Genomic DNA, 22,808 nt, shown 5'->3' on the forward strand with positions numbered 1-22,808 from the left:
CGCCCTCAGCGGTGGGCCACCGGCATGCGGAAGGTGTTGACGATGCCGGCCAGCTTCTCGGCCTGCTGCTGCAGGCTCATGCCGGCCGCTGCGGTTTCCTCCACCAGGGCGGCGTTCTGCTGCGTGAGCTGGTCCATGTGCGAGACGGCCTCGCTGATCTGGCCGATGCCGCTGCTCTGCTCGCTGGATGCGCGGCTGATGCTGGTGACGAGCTCGGCCAGCGAGCGGATGGCCTCGACGGTCTCGCGCATCGTCGAGCCCGCGCCCTGCACGAGGCGGGCGCCGTTCTCCACCTGCCCGACGCTGGCCGAGATGAGCTCCTTGATCTGCTTGGCGGCCTCGGCCGAGCGGCCGGCCAGCGCGCGAACTTCCGACGCGACCACCGCGAAACCGCGCCCCTGCTCGCCGGCCCGCGCCGCCTCGACGGCCGCGTTCAGCGCCAGGATGTTGGTCTGGAAGGCGATGCCGTCGATGACCGAGATGATCTCGGCGATGCGCCGGCTGCTGGCCTCGATGGCGCCCATGGTGCTGACGACCTGCTCGACGGCCGCACCGCCCGAGATGGCGATGGTGCAGGCGCGCTGGGCCAGGCTGCTGGCGTCGCCGGCCTGGTCGGCATTGCTGCGCACGGTGGCGGTCAGTTCCTCCATCGAGCTGGCGGTTTCCTCCAGCGCCGAGGCCTGCTGCTCGGTGCGTTGCGACAGGTCGCGGTTGCCCGTGGCCAGCTCCTGCGAGGCCTGGGCCACTTCGCCGGCGTTGTCACGCACCTCGCCAATGACGCCACACAGGCTGTCGCGCATGGCCAGCAGGGCGGTGGTCAGCTGGCCGATCTCGTCGCGGGCGCCGACGACGACGTTGCCGCTGAGGTCGCGCTCGGCAATCTGCTGGGCCAGGCCCGCAGCGTGCTGCAGCGGCACCGTGATGCTGCGCGAGATGGCGCGCGCGAACAGGAAGACGACGGCCAGCATGAAGGCGAGCAGGCCGAAGACGATCCAGCTGCTTCTGCGCAGGCTGGTGACCCGCTCGGTCAGCAGTTCGTCCAGCGCCGTCATCGCGTCCTCGGCGACGACGTACATCGCGTCGATGGTGCGGGTGTAGCTGGCGATGTAGTCGGGCGCGGCGTAGCTGAGCTCGTCCTTGGCGATGAGTTCGTCGCGGGTCAGCTTCAGCGAGCCACGCACCTGCTCGTCCAGCGCGGTGATCTTGCCGCCCAGGCGGGCCTTCAGCGCGGCGTTGACGGTGAAGCTCTTGTCGAAGGCCGTGCCCATGCCGGTGTGCTGGTCGGCGGCCTGCTGCACGAGGCCGGCCAGCAGCGTGCGGCCTTCGGGGCCGATCTTGCCCTCGGCCAGGAAGCCGGCGCCGCGGGCCCGCGCCTGCCCCAGTGCCTCGGTGGCCATGGGCAGGCGGGCCAGCGTGGCGCTGATGAGGAAATAGGTGTCGGCCTCGGGGTCGAGGATGAGGCCGGACTGGTCGACGAGCTGGTCCAGCAGCTTGAAGTAGACGGCGATGAGCTGGGCGTGCAGCGTGCTGCTCTCGGCGGCCTTCAGCGACTTGGCCGCCACCTGGCCCGACAGCGCCGTCCAGCGCTGCTGGGCGTCTTGCCAGGTCTGGCGCATCTTGTCGCTCATCGCGCTGGTCTTCAGCATCGTGTCGACACCGCTGACCTGTTTGGCGACATCGGCGTTCTTGGTGTCGCGCGCGGCCCGCACCGAGTCGTTGCCGCCCAGCATGGCTGCCGACAGGCCACGGTGCTGCTGTGTCAGCTGCGCCAGGCGTACGAGCTGGCGGGCCGGCGCCAGGCCGTCGAGCTCGCCCTGCGCGGCCTGCGCCAATGCGCGCGCCTGCCGTACCTGGAAGGCCGAGGGGATGCTGATGGCCACCAACACCAGCAGGGTCAGCAGCATCAGCTTGCGGCTGATCGTCAATCCATTCAGGCCGTTCATCCGGGTGTTCGTGCTCATGGCGCTCTCCTCGTTTGCAAGGCCTGGGATGACGTTGCGCGTCAATGTCGGCGGCCGCTTCGATGGAAGGCGGGCTTGTGCACCGGCGCGTCATGCGGCCTGAAGCCCTCGGCCGGCGTCCAGCGCGGCGCGGGCGGCGCGTCATGAGGTGGTGGCGTGCCGCCGAAGACCTCGCGCCAGCGTGCAGCCAGCAGGTCGAAGCGCACAGCGCCGAACGCGATGAGGACGACTGCGGCGATGAGCAGCAGCAGGGTCAGGGTGGGGTCCATGCAGATCTCCCGGGTTCGCGGTGTGCCCCCATGCTGTCACCACGGCGTGGCCACTGCAACACAATTGATGCACGCCCCCCCGGAGTTGGCCATGAACGCCCCCGAATCCTTCTTCCCTGCCCCGCCGCTGCCGGCCGCGCTGCTGGCTACCTTGCAGGCGGAGTTTGCCGAGCGCTGCTCGACGGCGCTGGCCGTGCGCGAGCAGCATGGCCGCGATGAATCGGTGTTCGACGTACCGCCACCCCAGGCCGTTGTCTTTGCCGAGAGCGAGGCCGAGGTGGCGCGCGTGGTGGCCTTGTGCGCTGAAGCTCGCGTGCCCGTCATCCCCTACGGCGCCGGCTCATCGCTGGAAGGCCACCTGCTGGCCGTGCAGGGCGGCGTCAGCCTGGACGTGTCGCGCATGAACCGCATCCTGCGCGTCGACGCCGAAGACCTGACCGTCACCGTGCAGCCCGGCGTCACGCGCAAGCAGCTGAACGAGGTGCTCAAGCACGAGGGCCTATTCTTCCCCATCGACCCCGGCGCGGACGCGAGCCTGGGCGGCATGGCCGCCACGCGCGCCAGCGGCACGAACGCGGTGCGCTACGGCACGATGCGCGAGAACGTGCTGGCGCTGCGCTTCGTCGCGGCCAGCGGCGAGGTGGTGCGCTGCGGCTCACGCGCCAGGAAAAGCAGCGCGGGCTACGACTTGACGCGCCTCGTCGTCGGCAGCGAAGGCACGCTGGGCGTCATCACCGAGCTGACCGTCAAGGTCCACCCGCTGCCCGAGGCCGTGTCGGCCGCGGTCTGCTTCTTCCCCAGCATCGACGCGGCCGTGCGCACGGCCATGCAGGTCATCCAGATCGGCGTGCCCATTGCCCGCTGCGAACTGCTGGACGCCAACGCGATCAAGGCCGTCAACGCGCACGACAAGCTGGGGCTGAAGGAAGCGCCCATGCTGCTGATGGAGTTCCACGGCAGCGAGGCCGGTGTGGCCGAGCAGGCAGCTGTCGTTCAAGACGTGGCCGCGGATCATGGTGGCGAGGCCTTCGAATGGGCGACCACGCCCGAGGCCCGCACCAGGCTTTGGACTGCTCGCCACCACGCCTACCTGTCAGGCCTGCAGATGCGCCCCGGCTGCCGCGCCGTGACGACGGACACCTGCGTACCCATCTCGCGCCTGGCCGAGAACATCAACGCCTCCATCGCCGAGGTCGAGGCCGCCGGCCTGCCCTACTTCATTGTTGGCCATGTGGGCGACGGCAACTTCCACATGGCCTATCTGCTGGACCCGGTTGACCCCGTGGAGCTGGCGACGGCCGAGCGACTGAGCGCGCAGATGGTGGCGCGGGCGATTGCGCTGGAGGGCACCTGCACGGGGGAGCATGGGATCGGGCTACACAAGCAGGGCTTTCTGCTGGATGAGACGGGCGAAGCGGCGGTGGGGCTGATGCGGGCGGTGAAGCAGGCGCTGGATCCGTTGGGAATCTTGAACCCTGGCAAGATCTTTCAGGCCTGAGTCTTTGAGCAGGCTGCCCAAGTAGGTTCAACGATCAATAACCACCATGAATAGACGTTGGCAAGTTGCAACGTTGTTGATTGCGCTGGGACTCTATCTAGCGTCACTCAGTCTCCCTGCACTCATGTGCAACAACGACAAAGCGTTGCTCGGTTATCACGTCTTGTTGACGGGGTGGCTTGGGATCCTCGTTCTCGATCCCCGGTGGTACGCGAATCTCGGCTTCCTTTGGATATTGCTAAGCGTGACCTTCAAATTGACGCCGCCAAGACCTTTTATCGTGCTGCTCACCGTCGTCGGTGCCATCGGAAGCCCTTTGCTGCCTGCGCTGAGTTGTGGTGATGGCGCGGGCGCTGCAGCCTTGTCTGTAGGTTTTGGACTTGGAGGCTATCTTTGGATGGGCGCGATGTTTGCGTCGGTTGCTGCCGCGATTGCATACGATTCGTCAGCACCCGTTTCGAGTGCATTTGAGCCAACAGAGCCGTTGGGACCGACTCGGGACGAATAGCCGCCTATCGCGAGGCTAACGAGGCACTCGCGGTAACGGCCCACCGGTATCGCTGCGCGGTACTGAAACGGTCACAGGAAGCGACTTGTCATCGCTTTGCTGACGCGGGTTGGGGTGGCCTCACACACTGCCGCCCTCTCCACCTCAAGGTCACGGCCGTGCCTTATTCCAACCAGTTCCTGCCTGCCTCGCTGATCTGCGTTGCCACGCTGGTGTTCTTTGCGCTGGAACGCTTTCGGCCCGGGCGGCCGCTGCCGCCTTCACCGGGTTGGTATCTCCGTGCCGTCTTGTTGAATCTGCTCCAACTGGCGCTGCTGGGCCTGGGCGGCCTGACATGGAACGAGTTCTTTCGTGGACACGCGTTGATGCAGCTCGGCGGGTGGTCGAGCCCCGTCGCCGAAGGGGCGTTCTATTGGTTTGCCGGCACCTTCGTCTTCTACTGGTGGCATCGCCTGCGCCATGTGGATGGCTTCTGGCATGTGCTGCATCAGATCCATCACAGCCCGAGCCGCATCGAGGTGCTGACGTCGTTCTACAAGCACCCGCTGGAGATTGCGGCGGATGCCGCGCTCGCGGGCTTCTTCATCTATTGCGTCTTCGGCGGCACCGCAGAGGCCGGCGCGTGGACATCGTTCTTCGGTGCCGTCGGCGAGTACTTTTATCACTCCAACCTCAAGACGCCGCGCTGGGTGGGCTGGATCATCCAGCGCCCCGAGCACCATTCGATCCACCATCAGCTGGGCGTTCACTCGTTCAACTATGGCGACCTGACGATCTGGGATCGCCTGTTCGGCACGTTCAAGGAGGCCGATGGTTTTGCAGAGCGCTGCGGCTTCCCCGGGCAGCAGGAGGCCAAGCTCGCCGACATGCTGCGATTCAAGGACGTCTACCTGCCGACCCCGCCGGACACCCCCCGTGCGATGAAGCCGGACGCGGCCGGGGCCTCCACAAAGTGAACGGTGCCACCAGCCAGCGCGGCTCCTAAACTGCCCCGATGAACACCACCGCCGCCCCTCCCGTTGGCGCGCTGCGCCAGTTCGATGACCTGCCCGGCCCGCGTGGCGTGCCGGTGTTCGGCAACCTGCTGCAGATCGACTCGACGCGGGTGCATCAGCAGGTGGAGGCCTGGTGCGAGGAGTTCGGGCCGATCTTCAAACTCAAGCTGGGCAAGCGGCGGCTCGTCATCGTGGGCGACCACGAGCTGATCACCACGGCGCTGCGCGACCGGCCGGATGGTTTCAGGCGCACGCAGCGGCTGGAGGAGGTGGGCCGCGAGATGGGGCTGAGCGCCGGCCTGTTCGGCGTCAACGGCGAGGTGTGGAAGCGCCAGCGCCGCATGGTCATGGCCGGGCTGGACCCGGTGCATGTGAAGCGCTACTACCCCTTCCTGCTGCGCGTGGCCGAGCGCCTCGTCGGCCGCTGGCAGATCGCCGCGCGCGACGGCCGCCGCATCGAGCTGCAGGCCGACCTGATGCGCTTCACGGTGGACGCGGTGGCGGGCCTGGCCTTCGGCGAGGACGTCAACACGCTGCAGTCCGACGAGGACGTCATCCAGCAGCACCTGAACCGCATCTTCCCGATGCTGTTCAAGCGCATCTTCATGTTCCTGCCGATCTGGCGCTGGTGGCCCTCGGCCGATGACCGCGCGCTGGCCCACAGCGTGGCCGAGGTCAATGTGGCGGTGCAGGGCTTCGTGGCCAAGGCGCGGGCGCGCATGGCGGCCAACCCCAAGCTGCGGGAAGAGCCGGCCAATCTGCTGGAGGGCATGCTCGTGGCTGCCGATGAGCCCGACAGCGGCATCGACGACCAGCAGGTGGCCGGCAATGTGCTGACGATGCTGCTGGCCGGTGAGGACACGACGGCCAACACGCTGGCCTGGATGATCTGGCTGCTGTGGCAGCACCCCGAGGCGCTGGCCCAGGCGCAGGCCGAGGTGGACCGCGTTTGTGGTGAGGCCGCGCTGCCGACCCTGGAGCAGCTGGGCGCACTGGACTTCGTCGAGGCCTGCGCCCACGAGACGATGCGGCTGCGGCCGGTGGCACCCATCAACACCATGCAGGCCGTGCACGACACGCGCGTGGGCGATGTGCAGGTGCCCGCTGGCATGGTCGTCATGGGCGTCATGCGGCGCGACGCCGTCAGTGAACGGTATCTGCCGAATGCCGCCGCCTTCGACCCCGCGCGCTGGCTGCTGGATGCCAAGCAGGCCGGCACGGCCAAGCGCCTGAGCATGCCCTTCGGCGCCGGGCCGCGCATCTGCCCGGGGCGCTATCTCGCGCTGATGGAAATCAAGCTCGCCGTGGCCGTGCTGCTGCGGCACTTCGACATCACGGCCGTGGACACACCCGACGGCCAGGCCCCGCGCGAGCTGCTGCAGCTGGCGATGGGGCCGGTGGGCTTGTCGATGCGCTTGCGCTCGCGCGGCTGAGTTCGTGTCCCGGCGCGGTTGGCCACAATCCGGCGCTTCGCATCGCTTCCTGAGGAGACAACCATGTTCAACCACGTGATGGTCGGTAGCAACGACATCGAGCGCAGCAAGCGCTTCTACGACGCCGTGCTGGCCGTGCTCGGCGCGCCCGAGGGTGTTCGAAATCCGGCGCCGTCGGGCCACCTGCGGGTGTTCTACCGCCATGCCGGCAACAGCTTCGGTGTCAGCCAGCCCATCAACGGCGAGCCGGCCTGCCATGCCAATGGCGGCACCATCGGCTTCAAGTGCGAGTCGGCCGAGCAGGTGAAGGCCTTCCACGACGTGGCGGTGGCCCATGGCGGCCAGTCCATCGAAGAGCCACCGGGCCTGCGTGACAGTTCCCTGGGCCCGATGCACCTGTCCTATGTGCGCGACCCTGACGGCAACAAGCTCTGTGCCATTCATCGCGTGAAGGCCGCCTGACCATGAAAAACGCCGCCCGAGGGCGGCGTTTGCTTTCAGGCAGGACCGTTTTAGAACATCGCCTTGAGCTGCACGCCGTAGGTGCGCGGCTCGTTGATGAAGCCGGTCAGGTTGTTGAAGTCGATGGCACCCGTCACGCGGATCTGGTTGGTCACGTTGCGCACGAAGCCGGCGGCCTCGTACTTGCCGTTGCCCCACAGATAGCCCACGCGCACGCCGCCTTCAGTCAGGCTCTTGCCCGTGAACTCGGTGGCCTCGTACAGGAAGAAGTTGACCTTGGAGCGGTAGGCCCAGTCGGTGTAGACGTAGACCTCGTCGCCGCTGGCCAGCGGGATGCTCCAGCGGGCCGTCAGGTTGTAGGTCCACTTGGGCGCGTTGGGCAGCGCGTTGCCGTTCACCATGGCGTTGCCGCCCACGATCGGGTCCTGCACCGTCGGGAAGGTGGTGCCCACCCTCAGCGAGCCACCCGGGGGCACGCCCAGGCCGGCGTCCTTCAGCTTGGTGTTGTTCAGCGAGCCGCCGAAGGTGACGAGCACGTCGGGCGTGATCAGCGCTTCGAGGTTGATCTCGGCGCCGGTGCCGGTGGCCTTCTTGGCGTTGAGCAGGCGCGTGGCGTTGACGCTGCCGCCCACGGCCGTCAGCTGCAGGTCCTTCACGGTGTAGCTGAACAGCGAGCCTGACAGGCGCAGCGTGCGCTTGAGCAGTTCGCTCTTGAAGCCCACTTCGTAGGAGTTGACCGTTTCCGGGCTGGCCTGCGACTGGCCGGCGAAGGCCGACGCGTTCTGCATGGACGACGCGCGGAAGCCGTTGGCGTAGCGGGCGTAGAGGTTGGTGTCGGCGTCGAGCTTGTAGGTGGCCGACAGGTCGGCGCTCCACTTGCCGTCGTCGGTGTTGGCGAAGGTGCCGGTGGAGGTGTTGAACAGGCCCGTGCCGGCATGGGTGGTGGACAGCTCCTTCTTGTCCTTGGTGTAGCGCAGGCCGGCGCGCAGCTTCAGCTCGTCGCTGACGGCGTAGTTGACCGAGCCGAACACCGCGCCGGCCTTGTTGGCCTGGGCGCTGTAGATGTGGTCGACGTCGGCGTGCGTCGTCGTGTTGTAGGTGATGTTGTCGATCGTGTACTTCTCGTCGAAGAGGTACACGCCGGCCTGCCAGCTCAAGGGGCCGGGGGTGTTGGATTCGAGGCGCACTTCCTGCGTGAGCTGGCGGTGGCCGTTCATGCTGCTGCCGGTTTCGGACTGGAAGGGCACGCCGGCCTGGCCGGGCACGCCGCCGTCGATGTCGCCGCGGGACAGCGGCTTGACGTGCTCGTAGCCGGTGATCGAGTAGATGTTGATGCCGGGCAGCGACCACTTCAGGCGCAGGCTGCCGCCGGTCTGCTTGAGCGTCTGGTCGTTCACGCCGTTGAAGGCGGCCTTCTCGGCGTCGAATCCGTCGGCCAGGTCATTCGTGCCGCGCTTGATGGCGTTGGCACGGAACAGGCGCGGGCTGCCGTTGAGGTCACGCACGTGCAGGTTGGCCAGCGCGCTGAACTGCTTGTGCGGCTCGTACAGCACCTGGGCGCGCACGGCGCTATCGCGGTAGCCCTCGGTCTTGGGCGTGACGGCGCCCGGCGCAGTGTTCTCGGCCCAGTCGCCGCGGCGCTGGCTTTGCGCGGAGATGCGGGCAGCCCAGTCGCCGCTCAGCGGCAGGTTGGCTGCGCCTTCGAGGTTGAGCGTGCCGTAGTTGCCCACGGTGACGCTGGCGTAGCCGTCCTGCTTCTGGCTGGGCTTGACGGAGTCGAACTTGACGACGCCGGCCGGCGTGTTGCGGCCGAACAGCGTGCCCTGCGGGCCGGCGACGACTTCCACCGCGGCGGTGTCGAAGATGGGGAAGCCCTTCAGGATGGGGTTCTCCTGGATCACGTCGTCGACGATGACGCTGACGGGCTGCGAGGCGTTGAGGCGGAAGTCGGTGTTGCCGTAGCCGCGCAGGTAGAAGCGCGGGAAGGCGCGGCCGAAGCTGGACTCGATGTTCAAGCTGGGCACGCGGCCCGACAGGAAGCGCAGGTCCTGGCCGCCGGAGGCCAGCACGTCGAGCTTGTCGCCGCTGATCTTGGAGACGGCGTTGGGTACGTCCTTGATGTTCTCGGCACGGCGCTCGGCCGTGATGACGACGGTTTCAAGCTGGCTGCGGTCTTTGGCCGGGGCTTCTTGAGCCAGGGCAGGAAGGGCGGTGCTCAAGGCGAGGGCCAGGAGACTCAGGCGCGGTGCGTTCATCGGACAACGACTCCAGAAAGGAAAACGGCCCCAACTGCAGGGCCGCGGGCGATTGTGCGCACCGTGCCGCGGGGTGGCGGGCGTCATGGCGGAGTTGTTGCGCAAGTCTGACGGGGTAGTCAGTTTTCAGACGGGCGATGCTGGTGCCCCCGCACCGGGGCTGTGCCGGTGCGCACGAGAATGCGGCGCATGAAACGCCGCACCCTGCTCGGCCAGCTGGCCGCCCTGCCCGCCTTGTGCTCCGCCGCATGGCCAGTTGCTGCGGCCACCACCGCGGACTTCGCCGCGCTGGAGCGCAACGTGCAGGGGCGGCTGGGCTTCTTCGCCCTCGACACCGGCAGCGGCCGCACGCTGGCCCACCGGGCCGACGAGCGCTTCTCCACCGCGTCGACCTTCAAGATCCTGCTGGCCGCCCGCGTGGCCCAGGGCGTGGAGGGTGGGCGCTGGCGTTGGGACGACGAGCTGAGCCTGCACAAGAGCGACCGCGTGCCGCACTCGCCCGCCTTCGACCGCCTGCTGCCCCGTGGCCGCGCGACGCTGGGGGAGCTGGTGCAGGGCATCGTCGTGGAGAGCGACAACCCTTGCGCGAACGTGCTGCTGCGCCATTGCTGCGACTCGCCCGCGGGCCTGACGATGTGGCTGCGCCAGCAGGGTGACGAGGTGACACGGCTGGACCGCTGGGAGCTGGAGCTCAACGAAAACGCGCCCGGTGACCCGCGCGACACGAGCACGCCGCGCGCCTTCGCCAGGACGCTGCAGCACCTGCTGCTCGGCACGGGCCTGACGCGGCCCAACCAGGCGCGGCTGTGGGCTGACCTGCAGGCCTCGCAGACGGGACTGAAGCGGCTGCGCGCTGGCGTGCCAGATGCAGCCTGGCGCGTCATCGACAAGACCGGCACGGGCTACCGCGGTGCGGTCAACGACGTGGCGCTGGTGTTCCCGCCGGAGGGCCGCTCGCCCTGGGTCGTGGCGGCGCTGCAGTCGGACTCGCGGGCATCGACGGAAGAGCTCTCGGCCAACCTCGCCGACGCGATGCGGTTGCTGGTCAAGGCCTGGGGCTAGGGCCTGTTCACACGGCGGCAGTGGGTCGCGTTGTGGCCAGGCCCTAAACCAGCGGTGCGAACTCGCTGACCGTGCGGTCGCGCCCGGCCATCTTGGCGCGGTAGAGGGCGCGGTCGGCGCGGTCGATGGCCAGGTGCAGGTCTTCGCCCGGCGCGCACTCGGCCACGCCGGCCGAGAAGGTGATGCGCAGGCCCGGCACGATGGCGTCGAAGGAGGTTGCGGCCAGCGCCTCGCGCAGGCGATCCACCAGCGTGGCGGCTGTCTCGGCGCTGGCCTGGGGCGTGACGATGAGGAACTCCTCGCCGCCCCAGCGGCCGGCGAAGTCGCTGGCGCGCAGCGTGGCGTGCAAGGTGGCGGCGAAATGGCGCAGCACCGCGTCGCCAGCCGCGTGGCCATGGTTGTCGTTGACGACCTTGAAGTGGTCGATGTCGATCAGCACCAGGCTCATCGTCTGGCCGCTCTGGCGCTGGTTGAGCTGCTCGGTGGCCAGGCGCTCGCTGAGGTGGCGGCGGTTGCTGATCTGGGTCAGCTCGTCGTGATGGGCCAGGTACTGGATGCGCGCCAGCGCCGCCCGCAACTCGGCCGTGCGCGCCCCGAGCTTGCTGCGCAGCCGCGCCATGTTGACCGACAGCACCGACACCGCCGTCATCAGGATGGCCGCGAAGCTGAAGTGCAGGCCCTCGACGGCGGGCGGGAAGCGCACGGGGTCGGTGATGGCGCCAAAGGCCATTGCCGCAGCCAGCGCCGCCAGCCCGAACAGATGCAGGCCAAAGGCCTGGCGCTGCGACAGCACGAACATGCCCCACACGAGGTTGAGCAGCATGATGGCAATGATGGCGCCGCGCAGCGGCGGGTCGATGGCATAGCCCCAGGCCGTGATGAGCACGCCGAAGACGGACTGCGGCAGCGTCAGCGACGGGTCGCCGCCCAGGTGCCGGCTCAGGCCGCTGCGCACCAGCAGATAGAAGCCCGCGATGCCGGCCAGGCTGACGACGCTGAGCACCAGGCCGGGGCCGGCCGCCATGAGGCCCAGGCGCACCTGCACCGCCACGTTCAGTGCGAACAGGCCGTACACGGCCAGCGCCAGCAGCGTCAGCTTGACGGCGCCTCGCCCCGGCTCCGCCGGCCCGAGCACCCAGTTGGCCCAGCGCGAGGGGTGTGGCGGGCGGTGGCGCGCGGGGTTCGACACGGTGGGCCGTTCAGGTGGGTGGGGCGCTGAGGATAGCGGTGGTGTGCCCGCGCCGCAGCGGCCGTCACAGTTCGTTGCGCGGCGAAGCGTTGCGGGGCCGGTGCGGCCCACACTGACTGCATCACTTCACGCGAGGACCGCCATGCCCCAGATCACCTGCTTCATCCGCTACGAACTCGACCCGTTCCAGCGCGAGGCCTTCCGCGAGTACGCCCAGGCCTGGGGCCGCATCATTCCGCGCCTGGGTGGCCGGCTGCTGGGCTACTGGCTGCCGCACGAAGGCACGAACTACGAGGCCTGGGGCCTGGTCGGTTTCGACTCGCTGGCGGATTACGAGGCCTACCGAGCACGGCTGAAGGCCGACCCCGAGGCGCGCGCCAACTTCGAGTTCGCGCAAAGGCAGCGCTTCATCCTGCGCGAGGCCCGCACTTTCTGTGAGGATGTGCAGCCATGATTGCCGTCATCTTCGAAGTCCAGCCCACCGAAGAAGGCCGACAGGCCTACCTCGACCACGCCGCCGCGCTGAAGCCGCTGCTGGAGCGCATGGACGGCTTCATCTCGGTGGAGCGCTTCCAGAGCCTGACGCAACCCGACAAGCTGCTGTCGCTGTCCTTCTGGCGCGATGAAGAGGCGGTGCGCGGCTGGCGGGAGGTGGAGCGGCACCGCGAGGCCCAGGCTGCTGGCCGCGGCGGCTTGTTCCAGGACTACCGGCTGCGTGTGGCCCATGTGGTGCGCGACTACGGCTTGAACGAGCGGGAGCAGGTGCCTCGATGAGCGCCGAGCCGCGCCTGGCTCGCGTCGCCGCGGCGATTGCCGACCCGACGCGGGCGCGTGTCCTCGCGCGGCTGCTGGACGGCCGCCTGCACACGGCCGGCGAGCTGGCCACGCATGCCGGCGTGGGCGCCGCGACGATGTCGGCCCACCTGAAGCTGCTTGTCGACGAAGGGCTGGCGCGGGTGAGGCCGCAGGGGCGGCACCGCTACTTCGGCCTGGCCGACGGTGATGTGGCGCATGCACTGGAGGCGCTGCTGCGTGTGGCCGACGGGCGCGATGCCGAGCCTGCCGCCGATCTGCGGCGCTGGCAACGGCCGGAGATGCGCGGGCTGCGGCATGCGCGCAGCTGCTACGGCCACCTGGCCGGCGAGCTGGGCGTGCAGTGGCGCGAGGCCTTGTTGGGCAAAGGCTGGGTAAGGGCGGCGCCGGATGGGCGATATGAACTCAGTGAGCCGGGGCGAGCGGCGCTGGCTGAGTTGACACCTGCGGGCGTGGCGTTGCCGGGCCGCGCGCTCTACGACTGCGTGGACTGGTCCGAACGCCGCGACCATTTCGCCGGGCCTTTGGCGGTGGCGTGGCTGGAGACCATGGTTCAACGGGGCTGGATGCAGCGTGCCGCCGAATCACGGGAGCTGACGCTCACGCCCGTGGGACGGCTGGCGCTGGTGGATGGCTTGCTCTCAGCTTGACTTGCCGCCCATGCCGGGATTGGCCTGTACAACATCGGCCATGAGCACCATCCGCACCCGCAACGCGAAGCTGGCCGACCTCGACGCCAATAGCCAGTTCTACAAGCAGGCGCGCAATGCAACTGCAGTCACGTCCTTCATCCGCGACCGCACACAGCACGAGGTCCATCACGCGTACGGCAAGCAGGTCGAGGCCTGAGATGCCCAGGCTTCTGCTCGCACTCGTGGCCGCCTATTTCCTGGCCAGCCTCGCCCATTTCAGTCACAACGCCCAATACATCGCCTTCTATCCCGGCATGCCTGCCTGGCTGACGCCGGGCAAGGTCTGGTTGTTCTGGTTCGCCGTCACCGGTGTCGGGCTGGCCGCGTTGGCCTTTGCGCGACTGGGTTTGCCGGCCATCGCGCTGCTGGCCCTCGGGGTTTACGGCGCGCTGGGCTTGGACGGCCTGCTGCACTACACGCTGGGCCTGTGCTCGCAGCACACGCTGCTGGCCAACCTGACGATCTGGGCGGAGGCGGTGACGGGGCTGACCTTGCTGCTGGCGTCTGCCGTGCTGTTGATGCGGCGTGGTGCGATGCGTATGAAAAGCAAGGCCATCTGAAGGGAGAAGCGCGTGTCTGACATCGTGGACCCGTCGCGCGGGGATGTGACCCGGAAGTTCCTGGGTCTTTGGTGACGGCCGGCCGCGACCCGACGCCGCAACCACTTCCCCGGCCGCTTGCCGCTGCTGGAGAATGCGGGCCAAAAGGGGGCGTACCGATGAAGAAGATGATGTGTTTGGCGGCGCTGTGCCTGGCGGCACTGCAGGCCGTGGCGGCTGACGCGACGGCACCCTACCCGGTGTCGGTGTGGACGCGGGTGCTGTTTGGCGTCGATGGCAAGCCAGCCGAGTACACGGTGGTCGACGAGGACAAGTACCCCGCCAAGTTCGTGGAGAACGTGAAATCGCGCGTGGCGCAGGCCAAGATCCAGCCGCCGGTGGTGGACGGCAAGCCGGTCACGATGCGTTCGGGCGTGGAGATGCGGTTCACCGTGACGCCCAATGCCGATGGCAGCGGCTCGGTGCGGGTCGACGGGCTGTCGGTCGGGCCCATCCCTCTCAACAAGTCCTTGGCCAGCTATCCCGCTGACATCGCCGCCAACGGCGGCTGGGAAGGGCAGGTCCTCGGCATCTGCACGGTGGGTGTCAATGGCCGGTGCAAGGCGGTCGACGTGGTCGCGCAGGCGGGCATGCCGGAAAGCGTGCGCCGCTATGCCAAGGCCTCGCTGGACGGCTGGGTGTTCGAGCCGCAGTTGGTCGATGGCAAGCCCGTCGAGTCAGAGTACCGGCTGCTGATGTATCTCAACACCCTCGACAGCACGCCTGAGGACTTCCGCCAGGACAAGTTCGAGCGGCTGCTGAAGAAGAAGTGAGCCGGTCAGCCGGTGGGTGTGACCGTCACTGAAGCCCCGGGCCTCGTGCGGTCGTGGGGCGGGCGGCAGAATGCGACGCTCCATCGCACTCCTGCATTCGAACCATGGCTTGGCTGTTGCTCGTCGTTGCTGGCCTTCTGGAAGTCGGCTGGGCCATTGGCCTGAAATACACCGAGGGCTTCACGCGCCCCTGGCCCACGGTGCTGACCGTGGGTGCGATGGTGCTCAGCGTCGGCCTGCTGGGCGTGGCGATGAAGACGCTGCCCGTGGGCACGGCCTATGCCGTGTGGGTGGGCGTGGGTGCGGTGGGTACCGCGGCGCTGGGCATCGTGCTGTTCGGCGAACTCGCCAGCGTCGGCCGGCTGGTCAGCCTCGGGCTGATCGTGGCCGGCATCGTCGGGCTGAAGCTCGCCTCCTGAATCCTGAGGGGCGCCGTCAGGTCGTCTGCGCCGGCACGTTCCAGCGCCGCGTCACGTCGCCGCGGGTGTTGACGCTTTCCAGGTTGACCGCGAAGCCCCACAGCCGGCCGACGTGCTTGAGCACTTCCTGGGCGCTGTCGTGCAGCGGGCGGTTGAGGTGCTGCACGTGGCGCAGCGTGAGGGAACGGTCGCCGCGCAGGTTGACGTTCCAGACCTGGATGTTGGGCTCGCGGGTGGAGAGGTCGTACTGGCGCGACAGCGCCTGGCGCACGTGGCGGTAGCCGCCTTCGTCGTGGATGGCGGAGATCTCGTACTCGCTCTTGGCCTCGTCGTCGATGATGGAGAAGAGGCGGAAGTCGCGCATGATCTTCGGGCTCAGGTACTGGCCGATGAAGCTCTCGTCCTTGAAGTTGCGCATCGCGTGGTCCAGCGTGGGCAGCCAGTCGCTGCCGGCGATGTCGGGGAACCAGTCGCGGTCTTCATCCGTCGGGCTCTCGCAGATGCGCTTGATGTCGGTGTACATCGCAAAGCCCAGCGCATACGGGTTGAGGTTGGCGCTCGGGTGCTGGTAGATGACGTTGGTGTGGGACTTGAGCCACTCGATCATCATGCCGTCGCTCAAGTGGCCGTCGTCATACATCTGGTTCAGCAGCCGGTGGTGCCAGAAGGTGGCCCAGCCTTCGTTCATGACCTGGGTTTGCCGCTGCGGGTAGAAGTACTGCGCGATCTTGCGCACGATGCGCACGATCTCGCGCTGCCACGGGTCCAGCAGCGGGGCGTTCTTCTCGATGAAGTACAGCAGGTTCTCCTGCGGCTCGTCGGGGAAGCGGCGGCTCTCGGCGGCTTCGTCGGGGCGGTCGGCCTTCTTGGGCAGCGTGCGCCAGAGGTCGTTGATCTGCGACTGGGCATGCTGCTCGCGGTCCTTGAGCCGCGCGCGCTCTTCGGCCAGCGACAGCTTGGCGGGGCGGCGGTAGCGGTCCACGCCATGGTTCATCAAGGCGTGGCAGGAGTCGAGCAGGGTCTCGACGGCATCGACGCCGTAGCGCTCCTCGCAGTCGGCGACGTAGTTCTTGGCGTAGACGAGGTAGTCGATTATGGACGAGGCATCCGTCCACATGCGGAAGAGGTAGTTCCCTTTGAAGAAGCTGTTGTGGCCGTAGCAGGCGTGGGCGATCACGAGGGCCTGCATGGCCAGCGTGTTCTCCTCCATCAGGTAGGCGATGCAGGGGTCGGAGTTGATGACGATCTCGTAGGCCAGGCCCATCTGGCCGCGCTTGTAGTTGCGCTCGGTGCTGATGAACTCCTTGCCGTAGCTCCAGTGCCGGTAGTTCACCGGCATGCCCACGGAGGCATAGGCGTCCATCATCTGCTCGGCGGTGATGACCTCGAGCTGGTTGGCGTAGGTGTCCAGGCCGAAGCGCTCGGCGGTGTTCTTGATGACGGTGTGGTACTCGTCGATGAGGTCAAAGCTCCAGTCGTTCGGCGAGGGCAGGGGCTGGCTGGCGCGCTGGGCGAGCGGCTTCATGCGCCGCAGCGGCAGGTGCTGGCGGCGGTCGGGTATGCCGGCCGGCGGGGTGGCGGCGCGCTCGGGGTGGCGGCGGTCTTCCTTGCAGCTCATGTGGAGGCCCCTTCCTTCTTGAACAGCTCCCGGAAGACGGGGTAGATCTGCGAGGCTTCGACGGCCTTGCGCATGGCGAAGTGGCGCGCGTCGTCGGCGAGCTTCTGGTATTCCTCCCAGAGGTTCTGCTCGGGCTCGGCCACTTGCACATAGGCGAAGTAGCGGCACAGCGGCAGGATTTTGTCGGCTAGCAGCTCACGGCAGCGGCCGCTGTCGTGGTGCCAGTTGTCACCGTCGCTGGCCTGGGCGCCGTAGATGTTCCACTCGGTCGGCGAGTAGCGCTCCTTGATGATCTGCTCCATCAGCACAAGGGCTGACGACACGACCGTGCCACCGGTCTCGGTGGCGTGGAAGAAGTTCTGCTCGTCGACCTCCTGCGCCTGGGTGTGGTGGCGGATGAAGACGACGTCGATCTTCTCGTAGTGCCGCGTGAGGAACAGGTAGAGCAGGATGAAGAAGCGCTTGGCGAGGTCCTTGCGGCCTTCGTCCATGGAGCCGGACACGTCCATCAGGCAGAACATGACGGCGCGCGTCGTCGGCACCGGGATGCGCACGCGGGCGCGGAAGCGCAGGTCGATGGGGTCGAGGAAGGGGATGGCCTTGAGCCGCTCGCGCAGGTGCTGGATGCGCTCGCGAGTCTCGATCAGCAGGCGAGGCGTTTCGGGGCGGTCTTCCTTCAGCAGCTCCTGCTCGCGGGCTTCGAGCTCGTGCAGCTCGCGGCGCTTGTCCATGCCCAGCGCAATGCGGCGCCCCAACGCGCCGCGCATGGAACGCACGACGTGCAGGTTGGTGGGCGTGCCGTCGGACACGTAGCCGGCGCGCTGGCTGCGCCACTCGGGCGTGTCGGCCAGCGTGGTGCGGGCGAGGTTGGGCAGGGCCAGGTCTTCAAAGAAGACCTGCATGAACTCTTCCTTGCTGAGGTGGAAGACGAAGTCGTCCTCTCCCTCGCCGGAATCGCTGGCCTGCCCACCACCGCCGCCACCGCCCTGGCCGCCTTTCGGCTTGGCCACGCGGTCGCCCTTCACGTACTCCTGGTTGCCCGGCCGCACCACCTCGCGCACACCGCCGTCACCGTGGCCGAAGACGGGCTCGGAGAGGTCCTTCTTCGGGATGTGCACATCCTCGCCGCGCTCCATGTCGCGGATGCCGCGGCCGTCCACCGCGCGCTTCACCGCCTCGCGGATCTGGTCCTTGTGGCGGCGCAGGAAGCGCTCGCGGTTGCCAATCGACTTGTTCTTGCCCGAGAGGCGTCTGTCGATGATTTGTTGCAGGGACATCGCTACCTTTCCGCGGGCCGAGCGCCGGGCCGTCCCAAGCCGGCCCGCATCCCCTCGGGGGATCGGCCGATGTACCCGTCGGACGAGGGGCTCATGTTCAGCTGGACTTCCTCACGCGCAGATACCACTCGCACAACAGCCTCACCTGCTTGGCCGTGTAGCCCTTGTCCACCATGCGTTGCACGAAGTTCTCGTGCTTCTTGGCGTCCTCGGCGCTGGCCTTGGCGTTGAAGCTGATGACGGGCAGCAGCTCCTCGGTGTTGGAGAACATCTTCTTCTCGATGACGGTGCGCAGCTTCTCGTAGCTCGTCCACAGCGGGTTCTTGCCCGCGTTGTTGGCGCGCGCGCGCAGCACGAAGTTGACGATCTCGTTGCGGAAGTCCTTGGGGTTGGAGATGCCGGCTGGCTTCTCTATCTTCTCCAGCTCGCCGTTCAGCGACACGCGGTCGAAGACCTCGCCGGTGTCGGTGTCGCGGTACTCCTGGTCCTGGATCCAGTAGTCGGCGTACGTCACGTAGCGGTCGAAGATGTTCTGGCCGTACTCGCTATAACTTTCCAGGTAGGCGGTCTGGATCTCCTTGCCGATGAACTCGGCATAGCGCGGCGACAGCTGCTCCTTGATGAAGCCGACGAACTTCTCCTCCAGCTCCTTGGGGAACTGCTCGCGTTCGATCTGCTGCTCCAGCACGTACATCAGGTGCACCGGATTGGCAGCCACTTCCGCCGAGTCGAAGTTGAAGACCTTGGACAGGATCTTGTAGGCGAAGCGCGTGCTGATGCCGCTCATGCCTTCGTCCACGCCCGCGTAGTCGCGGTACTCCTGGAAGCTCTTGGCGCGTGGGTCGGTGTCCTTGAGGTTGTCGCCGTCGTAGATCTGCATCTTGGAATACAGCGACGAGTTCTCCGGCTCCTTCAGCCGCGTGAGCACCGCGAACTGGCTCATCATCTTCAGCGTGCCGGGGGCGCACTTGGCCTCGGCCAGCGACGAGCCGCGGATCAGCTTCTCGTAGATCTTGACCTCTTCGCTGACGCGCAGGCAGTACGGCACCTTGACGATGTAGACGCGGTCGAGGAAGGCCTCGTTGTTCTTGTTGTTGCGGAAGGTCTTCCACTCGCTCTCGTTGCTGTGCGCCAGCACGATGCCGTCGAAGGGAATCGCACCGAAGCCCTCGGTGCCCTTGTAGTTGCTTTCCTGCGTGGCGGTCAGCAGCGGGTGCAGCACCTTGATGGGCGCCTTGAACATTTCCACGAACTCCAGCAGCCCCTGGTTGGCCAGGCACAGGCCGCCGGAGTAGCTGTAGGCGTCGGGGTCGTCCTGCGCATAGGTCTCGAGCTTGCGGATGTCGACCTTGCCGACCAGGCTGGAGATGTCCTGGTTGTTCTCGTCGCCCGGCTCGGTCTTGGCCACGCCGACCTGCTTGAGCACGCTGGGGAAGCGCTTGATGACCTTGAACTTGCGGATGTCGCCGCCGAACTCATCCAGGCGCTTGACGGCCCAGGGCGACAGCACGCGGTTCAGGTAGCGGCGCGGGATGCCGTAGTCGCGTTCCAGCAGCGGGCCGTCCTCGGTGATGTCGAACAGGCCCAGCGGGCTCTCGTTCACCGGCGAGCCGGCCAGCGCGTAGAAGGGCACGTGCTCCATGAGCTGCTTGAGCCGCTCGGCGATGGAACTCTTGCCGCCGCCCACGGGGCCGAGCAGGTAGAGGATCTGTTTCTTTTCCTCCAGCCCTTGCGCAGCGTGTCTGAAATAGGACACCACCTGCTCGATCGCTTCTTCGAGCCCGTAGAACTCGGCGAAGGCCGGATAGATCTTGATGGTTTTGTTGGCGAAGAGGCGCGACAGCCGCGGGTCGTTCCGCGTGTCGAGCATCTGCGGCTCGCCGATGGCCTGCAGCATGCGCTCGGCAGCTGTGGCGTAGGCCAGGGGGTTTCTCTTGCACTCCGCGAGGTAGTCCTCCAGCGAGAGCTCCTCGACCTTGCTGCGCTCGTAGCGCTTCGCGAAATGGCTGATGACGTCCATGCCCCACCTCCTGCGGTTTGAACTCCACAGGGCCACAGGCACGATCCGTGCCCGGGTGAACTGGGGGGTTCTGATCGCGCCTCAACTGCAAGGCGTCATCAGAACTCTCCACTCGACTGATCTGCAGCTTGCCGCCGCGGACCACGCGTCAATCTCAAGAATAAGCCGCTATCTACCCAACAACAGCCTACCAACAAATCAGCTCGGTATTTCGTTGACAGGGTGCCAAGCCAGCATACGCCCGCCATCCAGGCAAGACCTGGCACGTGGAGGACAAACCACACGAACGCGGGGGCCTTGTGGCGAGCCTCAGACAGGCGTTGTCGGTGAAGAACTGTTGCGCGAGTGACGGGTGTCACGATCGCTGCGGCAGCGTGGCCGGAATGCCTTGGCTTCGCTGCCGGGTGAATCAGTGTTGAGCGCTTCCCAGCGCCGTTTTGTCAGACGCCGCCGCAGGGCAATGCGACGGCGTTCGGCGCTGCCTTCAGCCGGCGCGCAGCTTGTCGAGAATGCCCGACAGCGCGTCCAGCGAGTCGAAGTGGATCGCCAGTTCGCCGCTCTGGCCGCCACGCTTGGTGCGCTTCTTCACGCGCACCTCGACGGTGGCGCCTAAAGCATCGGCCAGCTCTTCTTCCAGCCGCAGCACGTCGCGGCTCTTGTCGCTCTTCACGCGCAGCAGCGGCGTCTGGCGCGCGGCGCCCTGGTGCTTGGCAACGAGCTTCTCGGCCTCGCGCACGCTGAGCTTCCTGGCGGCGATCTCGCTGGCCGTCGTGATCTGCGTGGCGCCGTCCAGCGGCAGCAGCGCGCGGGCATGGCCCATGTCCAGGTCGCCGGCCATCAGCATGTTCTGCACCGGCGCGGAAAGGTTCAACAGGCGCAGCAGATTGCTCGCAGCGCTGCGCGAACGGCCCACCGCTTGCGCGGCCTGCTCGTGCGTCAGGCCGAACTCGTCGGTCAGGCGCTTGAGGCCTTGGGCTTCTTCCAGCGGGTTGAGGTCTTCGCGCTGGATGTTCTCGATCAGCGCCATCGCGGCGGCCGACTCGTCGGGCACCGCCTTCACCAGCACCGGCACCTCGCGCAGGCCGGCAAGTTTTGCCGCACGGAAGCGGCGTTCGCCGGCAATGATTTCGTAGGTTGCGCTGCCGTTTGGCGTGATCGGGCGCACGAGGATCGGCTGCATGATCCCCTGCGCCTTGATGCTCTCGGCCAGCTCGTACAGCGAACCCTCGTCCATGCGCGTGCGCGGCTGGTATTTGCCGGCCTGCAGCTGGTCCAGCTTGAGGGTGGAGGGCAGTTCGGTGGCGGGCGCCTCGCTGACCTTGGGGCCGAGCAGTGCTTCCAGGCCGAGGCCGAGGCCTTTGGGTTTCTTCGTGACCATATGAGCGAGGATTGTCGTTCAGAGGCTCATCAGCAGCTCCCGCCCCTCGGGCCAGTCGCCCAGGCCGGATTCGGCATTCAGATGACCCCGCGGCCCCGCGATGACGACGCTGCTGCCCCAGTCGGCGGCCATCTGCGTGCTGCGCTCGGCGGCGCCGTAGGGGTCGTCGCTGCTGATGACGGTGATGCTCGGGAAGGGCAGGCGCTGGCGGCGGATGGGGCGCCAGTTGTGCAGCTGGGGCGGCATGTCCTCGCGCTCGGTGTCGGGCGGGGCGACGAGCAGGGCGCCCTTCACGCGGGCGGTGTGCTGCGAATGCTCGGCCCAGGCGGCGATGAGCTGGCAGCCCAGCGAGTGCGCCACCAGGATGGCCGGGGCGTCGTCCTGCAGGATGACCTCGTCCAGCCGGGCCATCCAGTCGCCACGCCGGGGCCAGTCCCAGTCGTGCTGTTCCACGCGTTCGTCGCCGTGCAGCCGCTCCCAGCGGCTTTGCCAGTGGTCCGGGCCCGAGTTTTGCCAGCCGGGGAGAAGCAGTACTCGCGATGGATTCATGGTTTGCCCTTATCCTTTGCAGTTCGTTTTTATTTTCAGCCAGTGGAGCAGCGGCAATGACGTTCAAGGTGTTTGTGGATGGCCAGGAAGGCACCACCGGCTTGCGGATTCACGAGTACCTCGCGGCCCGAACCGACATCGAGGTGCTGAAGATCGACGCTGAGCTCCGCAAGGACCCGGCCGAGCGCTCGCGCCTGCTGAACGCCGCCGACGTGGCCTTCCTGTGCCTGCCCGACGTCGCTTCGCGCGAGGCGGCGTTCATGGTCAACAACCCCAAGACCTGCCTCATCGACGCCAGCACGGCCCACCGCACGGCGCCGGGCTGGGCCTTCGGTCTGCCGGAGCTGGCCCGCGGCCAGCGCGGCGCCATCCAGGCCAGCAAGCGCATCTCCAACCCAGGCTGCCATTCCAGCGCCTTCATCCTGTTGGTCCGCCCGCTGGTGGATGCCGGCCTGCTGCCGCGAGACGCGGCCGTCAGCGCCACGTCCATCACCGGTTACTCGGGCGGTGGCAAGAGCATGATTGCCGAGTACGAGCAGCAGCCGCTGCCGGCCCATCTGCAGGCGCCGCGGCCCTATGGGCTGGGTCTCAAGCACAAGCACCTGCCGGAGATGGCGGCCCACACGGGGCTGGCGACGCCGCCGGTCTTCCAGCCCATTGTCAGCAGCTTCTACAAGGGCCTGGCGGTCAGCGTGCCGCTGCACCTGAGCCAGCTCAAGGCCGGCACCACGCCTGAGCAGGTCCATGCTGCGCTGGCCTCCCACTACGAGGGTGAGCGTTTCATCAACGTGAAGCCGCTGCGCGATGCGGCCGCGCTGGACGCCGGCTTCTTCGACGTGCAGGCCTGCAACGACACCAACCGTGTCGACCTGTTCGTGTTCGCCTCCGACACCCAGGTGCTGCTGATGAGCCGCCTGGACAACCTCGGCAAGGGCGCCAGCGGTGCGGCCGTGCAGTCGATGAATGTGCATCTGGGCTTGGAAGAAAGCCTCGGCCTGGTCTGAAGCCGAAGTCGGGGGCCTTGCGCTGAGGCGCAGC

The 22,808-nt window shown here is 67.3% G+C and carries 23 protein-coding genes; 14 read left to right on the forward strand and 9 right to left on the reverse strand.

The features are described 5' to 3' along the window. Positions 1–5 precede the first annotated feature (5 nt). The gene (locus AC07V5_RS04125; protein WP_495114319.1) at positions 6–1,961 is read right to left on the reverse strand and encodes a methyl-accepting chemotaxis protein; all 1,956 of its coding nucleotides are present in this window, start codon (positions 1,959–1,961) and stop codon (positions 6–8) included. A 41-nt stretch (positions 1,962–2,002) separates the two neighbouring features. Beyond that, the gene (locus AC07V5_RS04130) at positions 2,003–2,230 is read right to left on the reverse strand and encodes a hypothetical protein (protein WP_495114321.1); all 228 of its coding nucleotides are present in this window, start codon (positions 2,228–2,230) and stop codon (positions 2,003–2,005) included. A 91-nt stretch (positions 2,231–2,321) separates the two neighbouring features. Here AC07V5_RS04130 and AC07V5_RS04135 point away from each other — a divergent pair, with 91 nt between their 5' ends. From AC07V5_RS04135 to AC07V5_RS04155, 5 genes are all read left to right on the forward strand, one after another. Continuing rightward, complete coding sequence (locus AC07V5_RS04135) at positions 2,322–3,728, forward strand: FAD-binding oxidoreductase (protein WP_495114322.1); 1,407 nt, start codon at positions 2,322–2,324, stop codon at positions 3,726–3,728. Between the two features lie 46 nt (positions 3,729–3,774). Next, positions 3,775–4,236: a hypothetical protein gene (locus tag AC07V5_RS04140; RefSeq protein WP_495114323.1), complete on the forward strand. Its 462-nt coding sequence runs from the start codon at positions 3,775–3,777 to the stop codon at positions 4,234–4,236. 212 nt (positions 4,237–4,448) lie between these two features. After that, positions 4,449–5,192: a sterol desaturase family protein gene (locus AC07V5_RS04145; protein WP_495114324.1), complete on the forward strand. Its 744-nt coding sequence runs from the start codon at positions 4,449–4,451 to the stop codon at positions 5,190–5,192. A 38-nt stretch (positions 5,193–5,230) separates the two neighbouring features. Next, positions 5,231–6,664 carry a cytochrome P450 gene (locus tag AC07V5_RS04150; RefSeq protein WP_495114326.1) on the forward strand — a complete coding sequence of 478 codons (1,434 nt, stop codon included), beginning with the start codon at positions 5,231–5,233 and terminating at the stop codon, positions 6,662–6,664. Positions 6,665–6,727: 63 nt separating this feature from the next. Beyond that, entirely contained in the window at positions 6,728–7,126 is a 399-nt protein-coding gene (locus AC07V5_RS04155; protein WP_495114328.1) for a VOC family protein, read from the forward strand. Positions 7,127–7,176: 50 nt separating this feature from the next. On the opposite strand, the gene AC07V5_RS04160 is transcribed toward AC07V5_RS04155, so the two are convergent. Further along, entirely contained in the window at positions 7,177–9,345 is a 2,169-nt protein-coding gene (locus AC07V5_RS04160) for a TonB-dependent receptor (RefSeq protein WP_495114329.1), read from the reverse strand. A 225-nt stretch (positions 9,346–9,570) separates the two neighbouring features. Between AC07V5_RS04160 and bla the strand changes: the two genes are divergently transcribed. Then, positions 9,571–10,443 (forward strand): class A beta-lactamase, encoded by an 873-nt coding sequence (bla, locus tag AC07V5_RS04165; RefSeq protein WP_495114331.1) that lies wholly within the window; start codon positions 9,571–9,573, stop codon positions 10,441–10,443. Between the two features lie 43 nt (positions 10,444–10,486). Here bla and AC07V5_RS04170 read toward each other — a convergent pair whose 3' ends face one another. Further along, the gene (locus AC07V5_RS04170; RefSeq protein ID WP_495114333.1) at positions 10,487–11,632 is read right to left on the reverse strand and encodes a GGDEF domain-containing protein; all 1,146 of its coding nucleotides are present in this window, start codon (positions 11,630–11,632) and stop codon (positions 10,487–10,489) included. Between the two features lie 142 nt (positions 11,633–11,774). Between AC07V5_RS04170 and AC07V5_RS04175 the strand changes: the two genes are divergently transcribed. From AC07V5_RS04175 to sugE, 7 genes are all read left to right on the forward strand, one after another. After that, the gene (locus tag AC07V5_RS04175; RefSeq protein ID WP_495114335.1) at positions 11,775–12,086 is read left to right on the forward strand and encodes an NIPSNAP family protein; all 312 of its coding nucleotides are present in this window, start codon (positions 11,775–11,777) and stop codon (positions 12,084–12,086) included. Then, positions 12,083–12,406, forward strand: a complete 324-nt coding sequence (locus tag AC07V5_RS04180; RefSeq protein WP_495114337.1) for an antibiotic biosynthesis monooxygenase family protein — start codon at positions 12,083–12,085, stop codon at positions 12,404–12,406. The genes AC07V5_RS04175 and AC07V5_RS04180 overlap by 4 nt, the downstream gene beginning before the upstream one ends. Next, a complete protein-coding gene (locus AC07V5_RS04185) occupies positions 12,403–13,095 on the forward strand; it encodes an ArsR/SmtB family transcription factor (protein WP_495114339.1) in 693 nt (230 codons plus the stop codon). The genes AC07V5_RS04180 and AC07V5_RS04185 overlap by 4 nt, the downstream gene beginning before the upstream one ends. 40 nt (positions 13,096–13,135) lie before the next feature. Beyond that, positions 13,136–13,294, forward strand: coding sequence for a hypothetical protein (locus AC07V5_RS04190; protein ID WP_495114341.1), 159 nt, complete (start codon positions 13,136–13,138; stop codon positions 13,292–13,294). 1 nt (position 13,295) lies between these two features. Next, positions 13,296–13,697: a hypothetical protein gene (locus tag AC07V5_RS04195; protein ID WP_495114343.1), complete on the forward strand. Its 402-nt coding sequence runs from the start codon at positions 13,296–13,298 to the stop codon at positions 13,695–13,697. Between the two features lie 158 nt (positions 13,698–13,855). Continuing rightward, a complete protein-coding gene (locus AC07V5_RS04200; RefSeq protein WP_495114345.1) occupies positions 13,856–14,509 on the forward strand; it encodes an energy transducer TonB in 654 nt (217 codons plus the stop codon). Positions 14,510–14,613: 104 nt separating this feature from the next. Continuing rightward, positions 14,614–14,928 (forward strand): quaternary ammonium compound efflux SMR transporter SugE, encoded by a 315-nt coding sequence (gene sugE, locus AC07V5_RS04205; RefSeq protein ID WP_495114347.1) that lies wholly within the window; start codon positions 14,614–14,616, stop codon positions 14,926–14,928. 16 nt (positions 14,929–14,944) lie between these two features. Here sugE and AC07V5_RS04210 read toward each other — a convergent pair whose 3' ends face one another. The 5 genes from AC07V5_RS04210 to AC07V5_RS04230 all read right to left on the reverse strand — a co-directional run bounded on the left by AC07V5_RS04210 (position 14,945) and on the right by AC07V5_RS04230 (position 21,770). Next, positions 14,945–16,453 carry a SpoVR family protein gene (locus tag AC07V5_RS04210; RefSeq protein WP_495115658.1) on the reverse strand — a complete coding sequence of 503 codons (1,509 nt, stop codon included), beginning with the start codon at positions 16,451–16,453 and terminating at the stop codon, positions 14,945–14,947. Between the two features lie 89 nt (positions 16,454–16,542). After that, positions 16,543–17,823: a YeaH/YhbH family protein gene (locus AC07V5_RS04215; protein ID WP_495114348.1), complete on the reverse strand. Its 1,281-nt coding sequence runs from the start codon at positions 17,821–17,823 to the stop codon at positions 16,543–16,545. Positions 17,824–17,920: 97 nt separating this feature from the next. Then, positions 17,921–19,843 (reverse strand): PrkA family serine protein kinase, encoded by a 1,923-nt coding sequence (locus tag AC07V5_RS04220; RefSeq protein WP_495114350.1) that lies wholly within the window; start codon positions 19,841–19,843, stop codon positions 17,921–17,923. A gap of 484 nt (positions 19,844–20,327) precedes the next feature. After that, on the reverse strand, positions 20,328–21,221 hold the full coding sequence (locus AC07V5_RS04225; protein WP_495114352.1) for a ParB/RepB/Spo0J family partition protein: 894 nt from the start codon (positions 21,219–21,221) through the stop codon (positions 20,328–20,330). A gap of 18 nt (positions 21,222–21,239) precedes the next feature. Beyond that, the gene (locus AC07V5_RS04230; protein WP_495114353.1) at positions 21,240–21,770 is read right to left on the reverse strand and encodes an RBBP9/YdeN family alpha/beta hydrolase; all 531 of its coding nucleotides are present in this window, start codon (positions 21,768–21,770) and stop codon (positions 21,240–21,242) included. Positions 21,771–21,826: 56 nt separating this feature from the next. On the opposite strand from AC07V5_RS04230, the gene argC reads away from it, so the two are divergent. Continuing rightward, positions 21,827–22,774, forward strand: a complete 948-nt coding sequence (gene argC, locus AC07V5_RS04235) for an N-acetyl-gamma-glutamyl-phosphate reductase (RefSeq protein ID WP_495114355.1) — start codon at positions 21,827–21,829, stop codon at positions 22,772–22,774. Positions 22,775–22,808 lie beyond the last annotated feature (34 nt).

It is taken from the genome of Roseateles sp. GW821-FHT02E12, assembly GCF_059421665.1.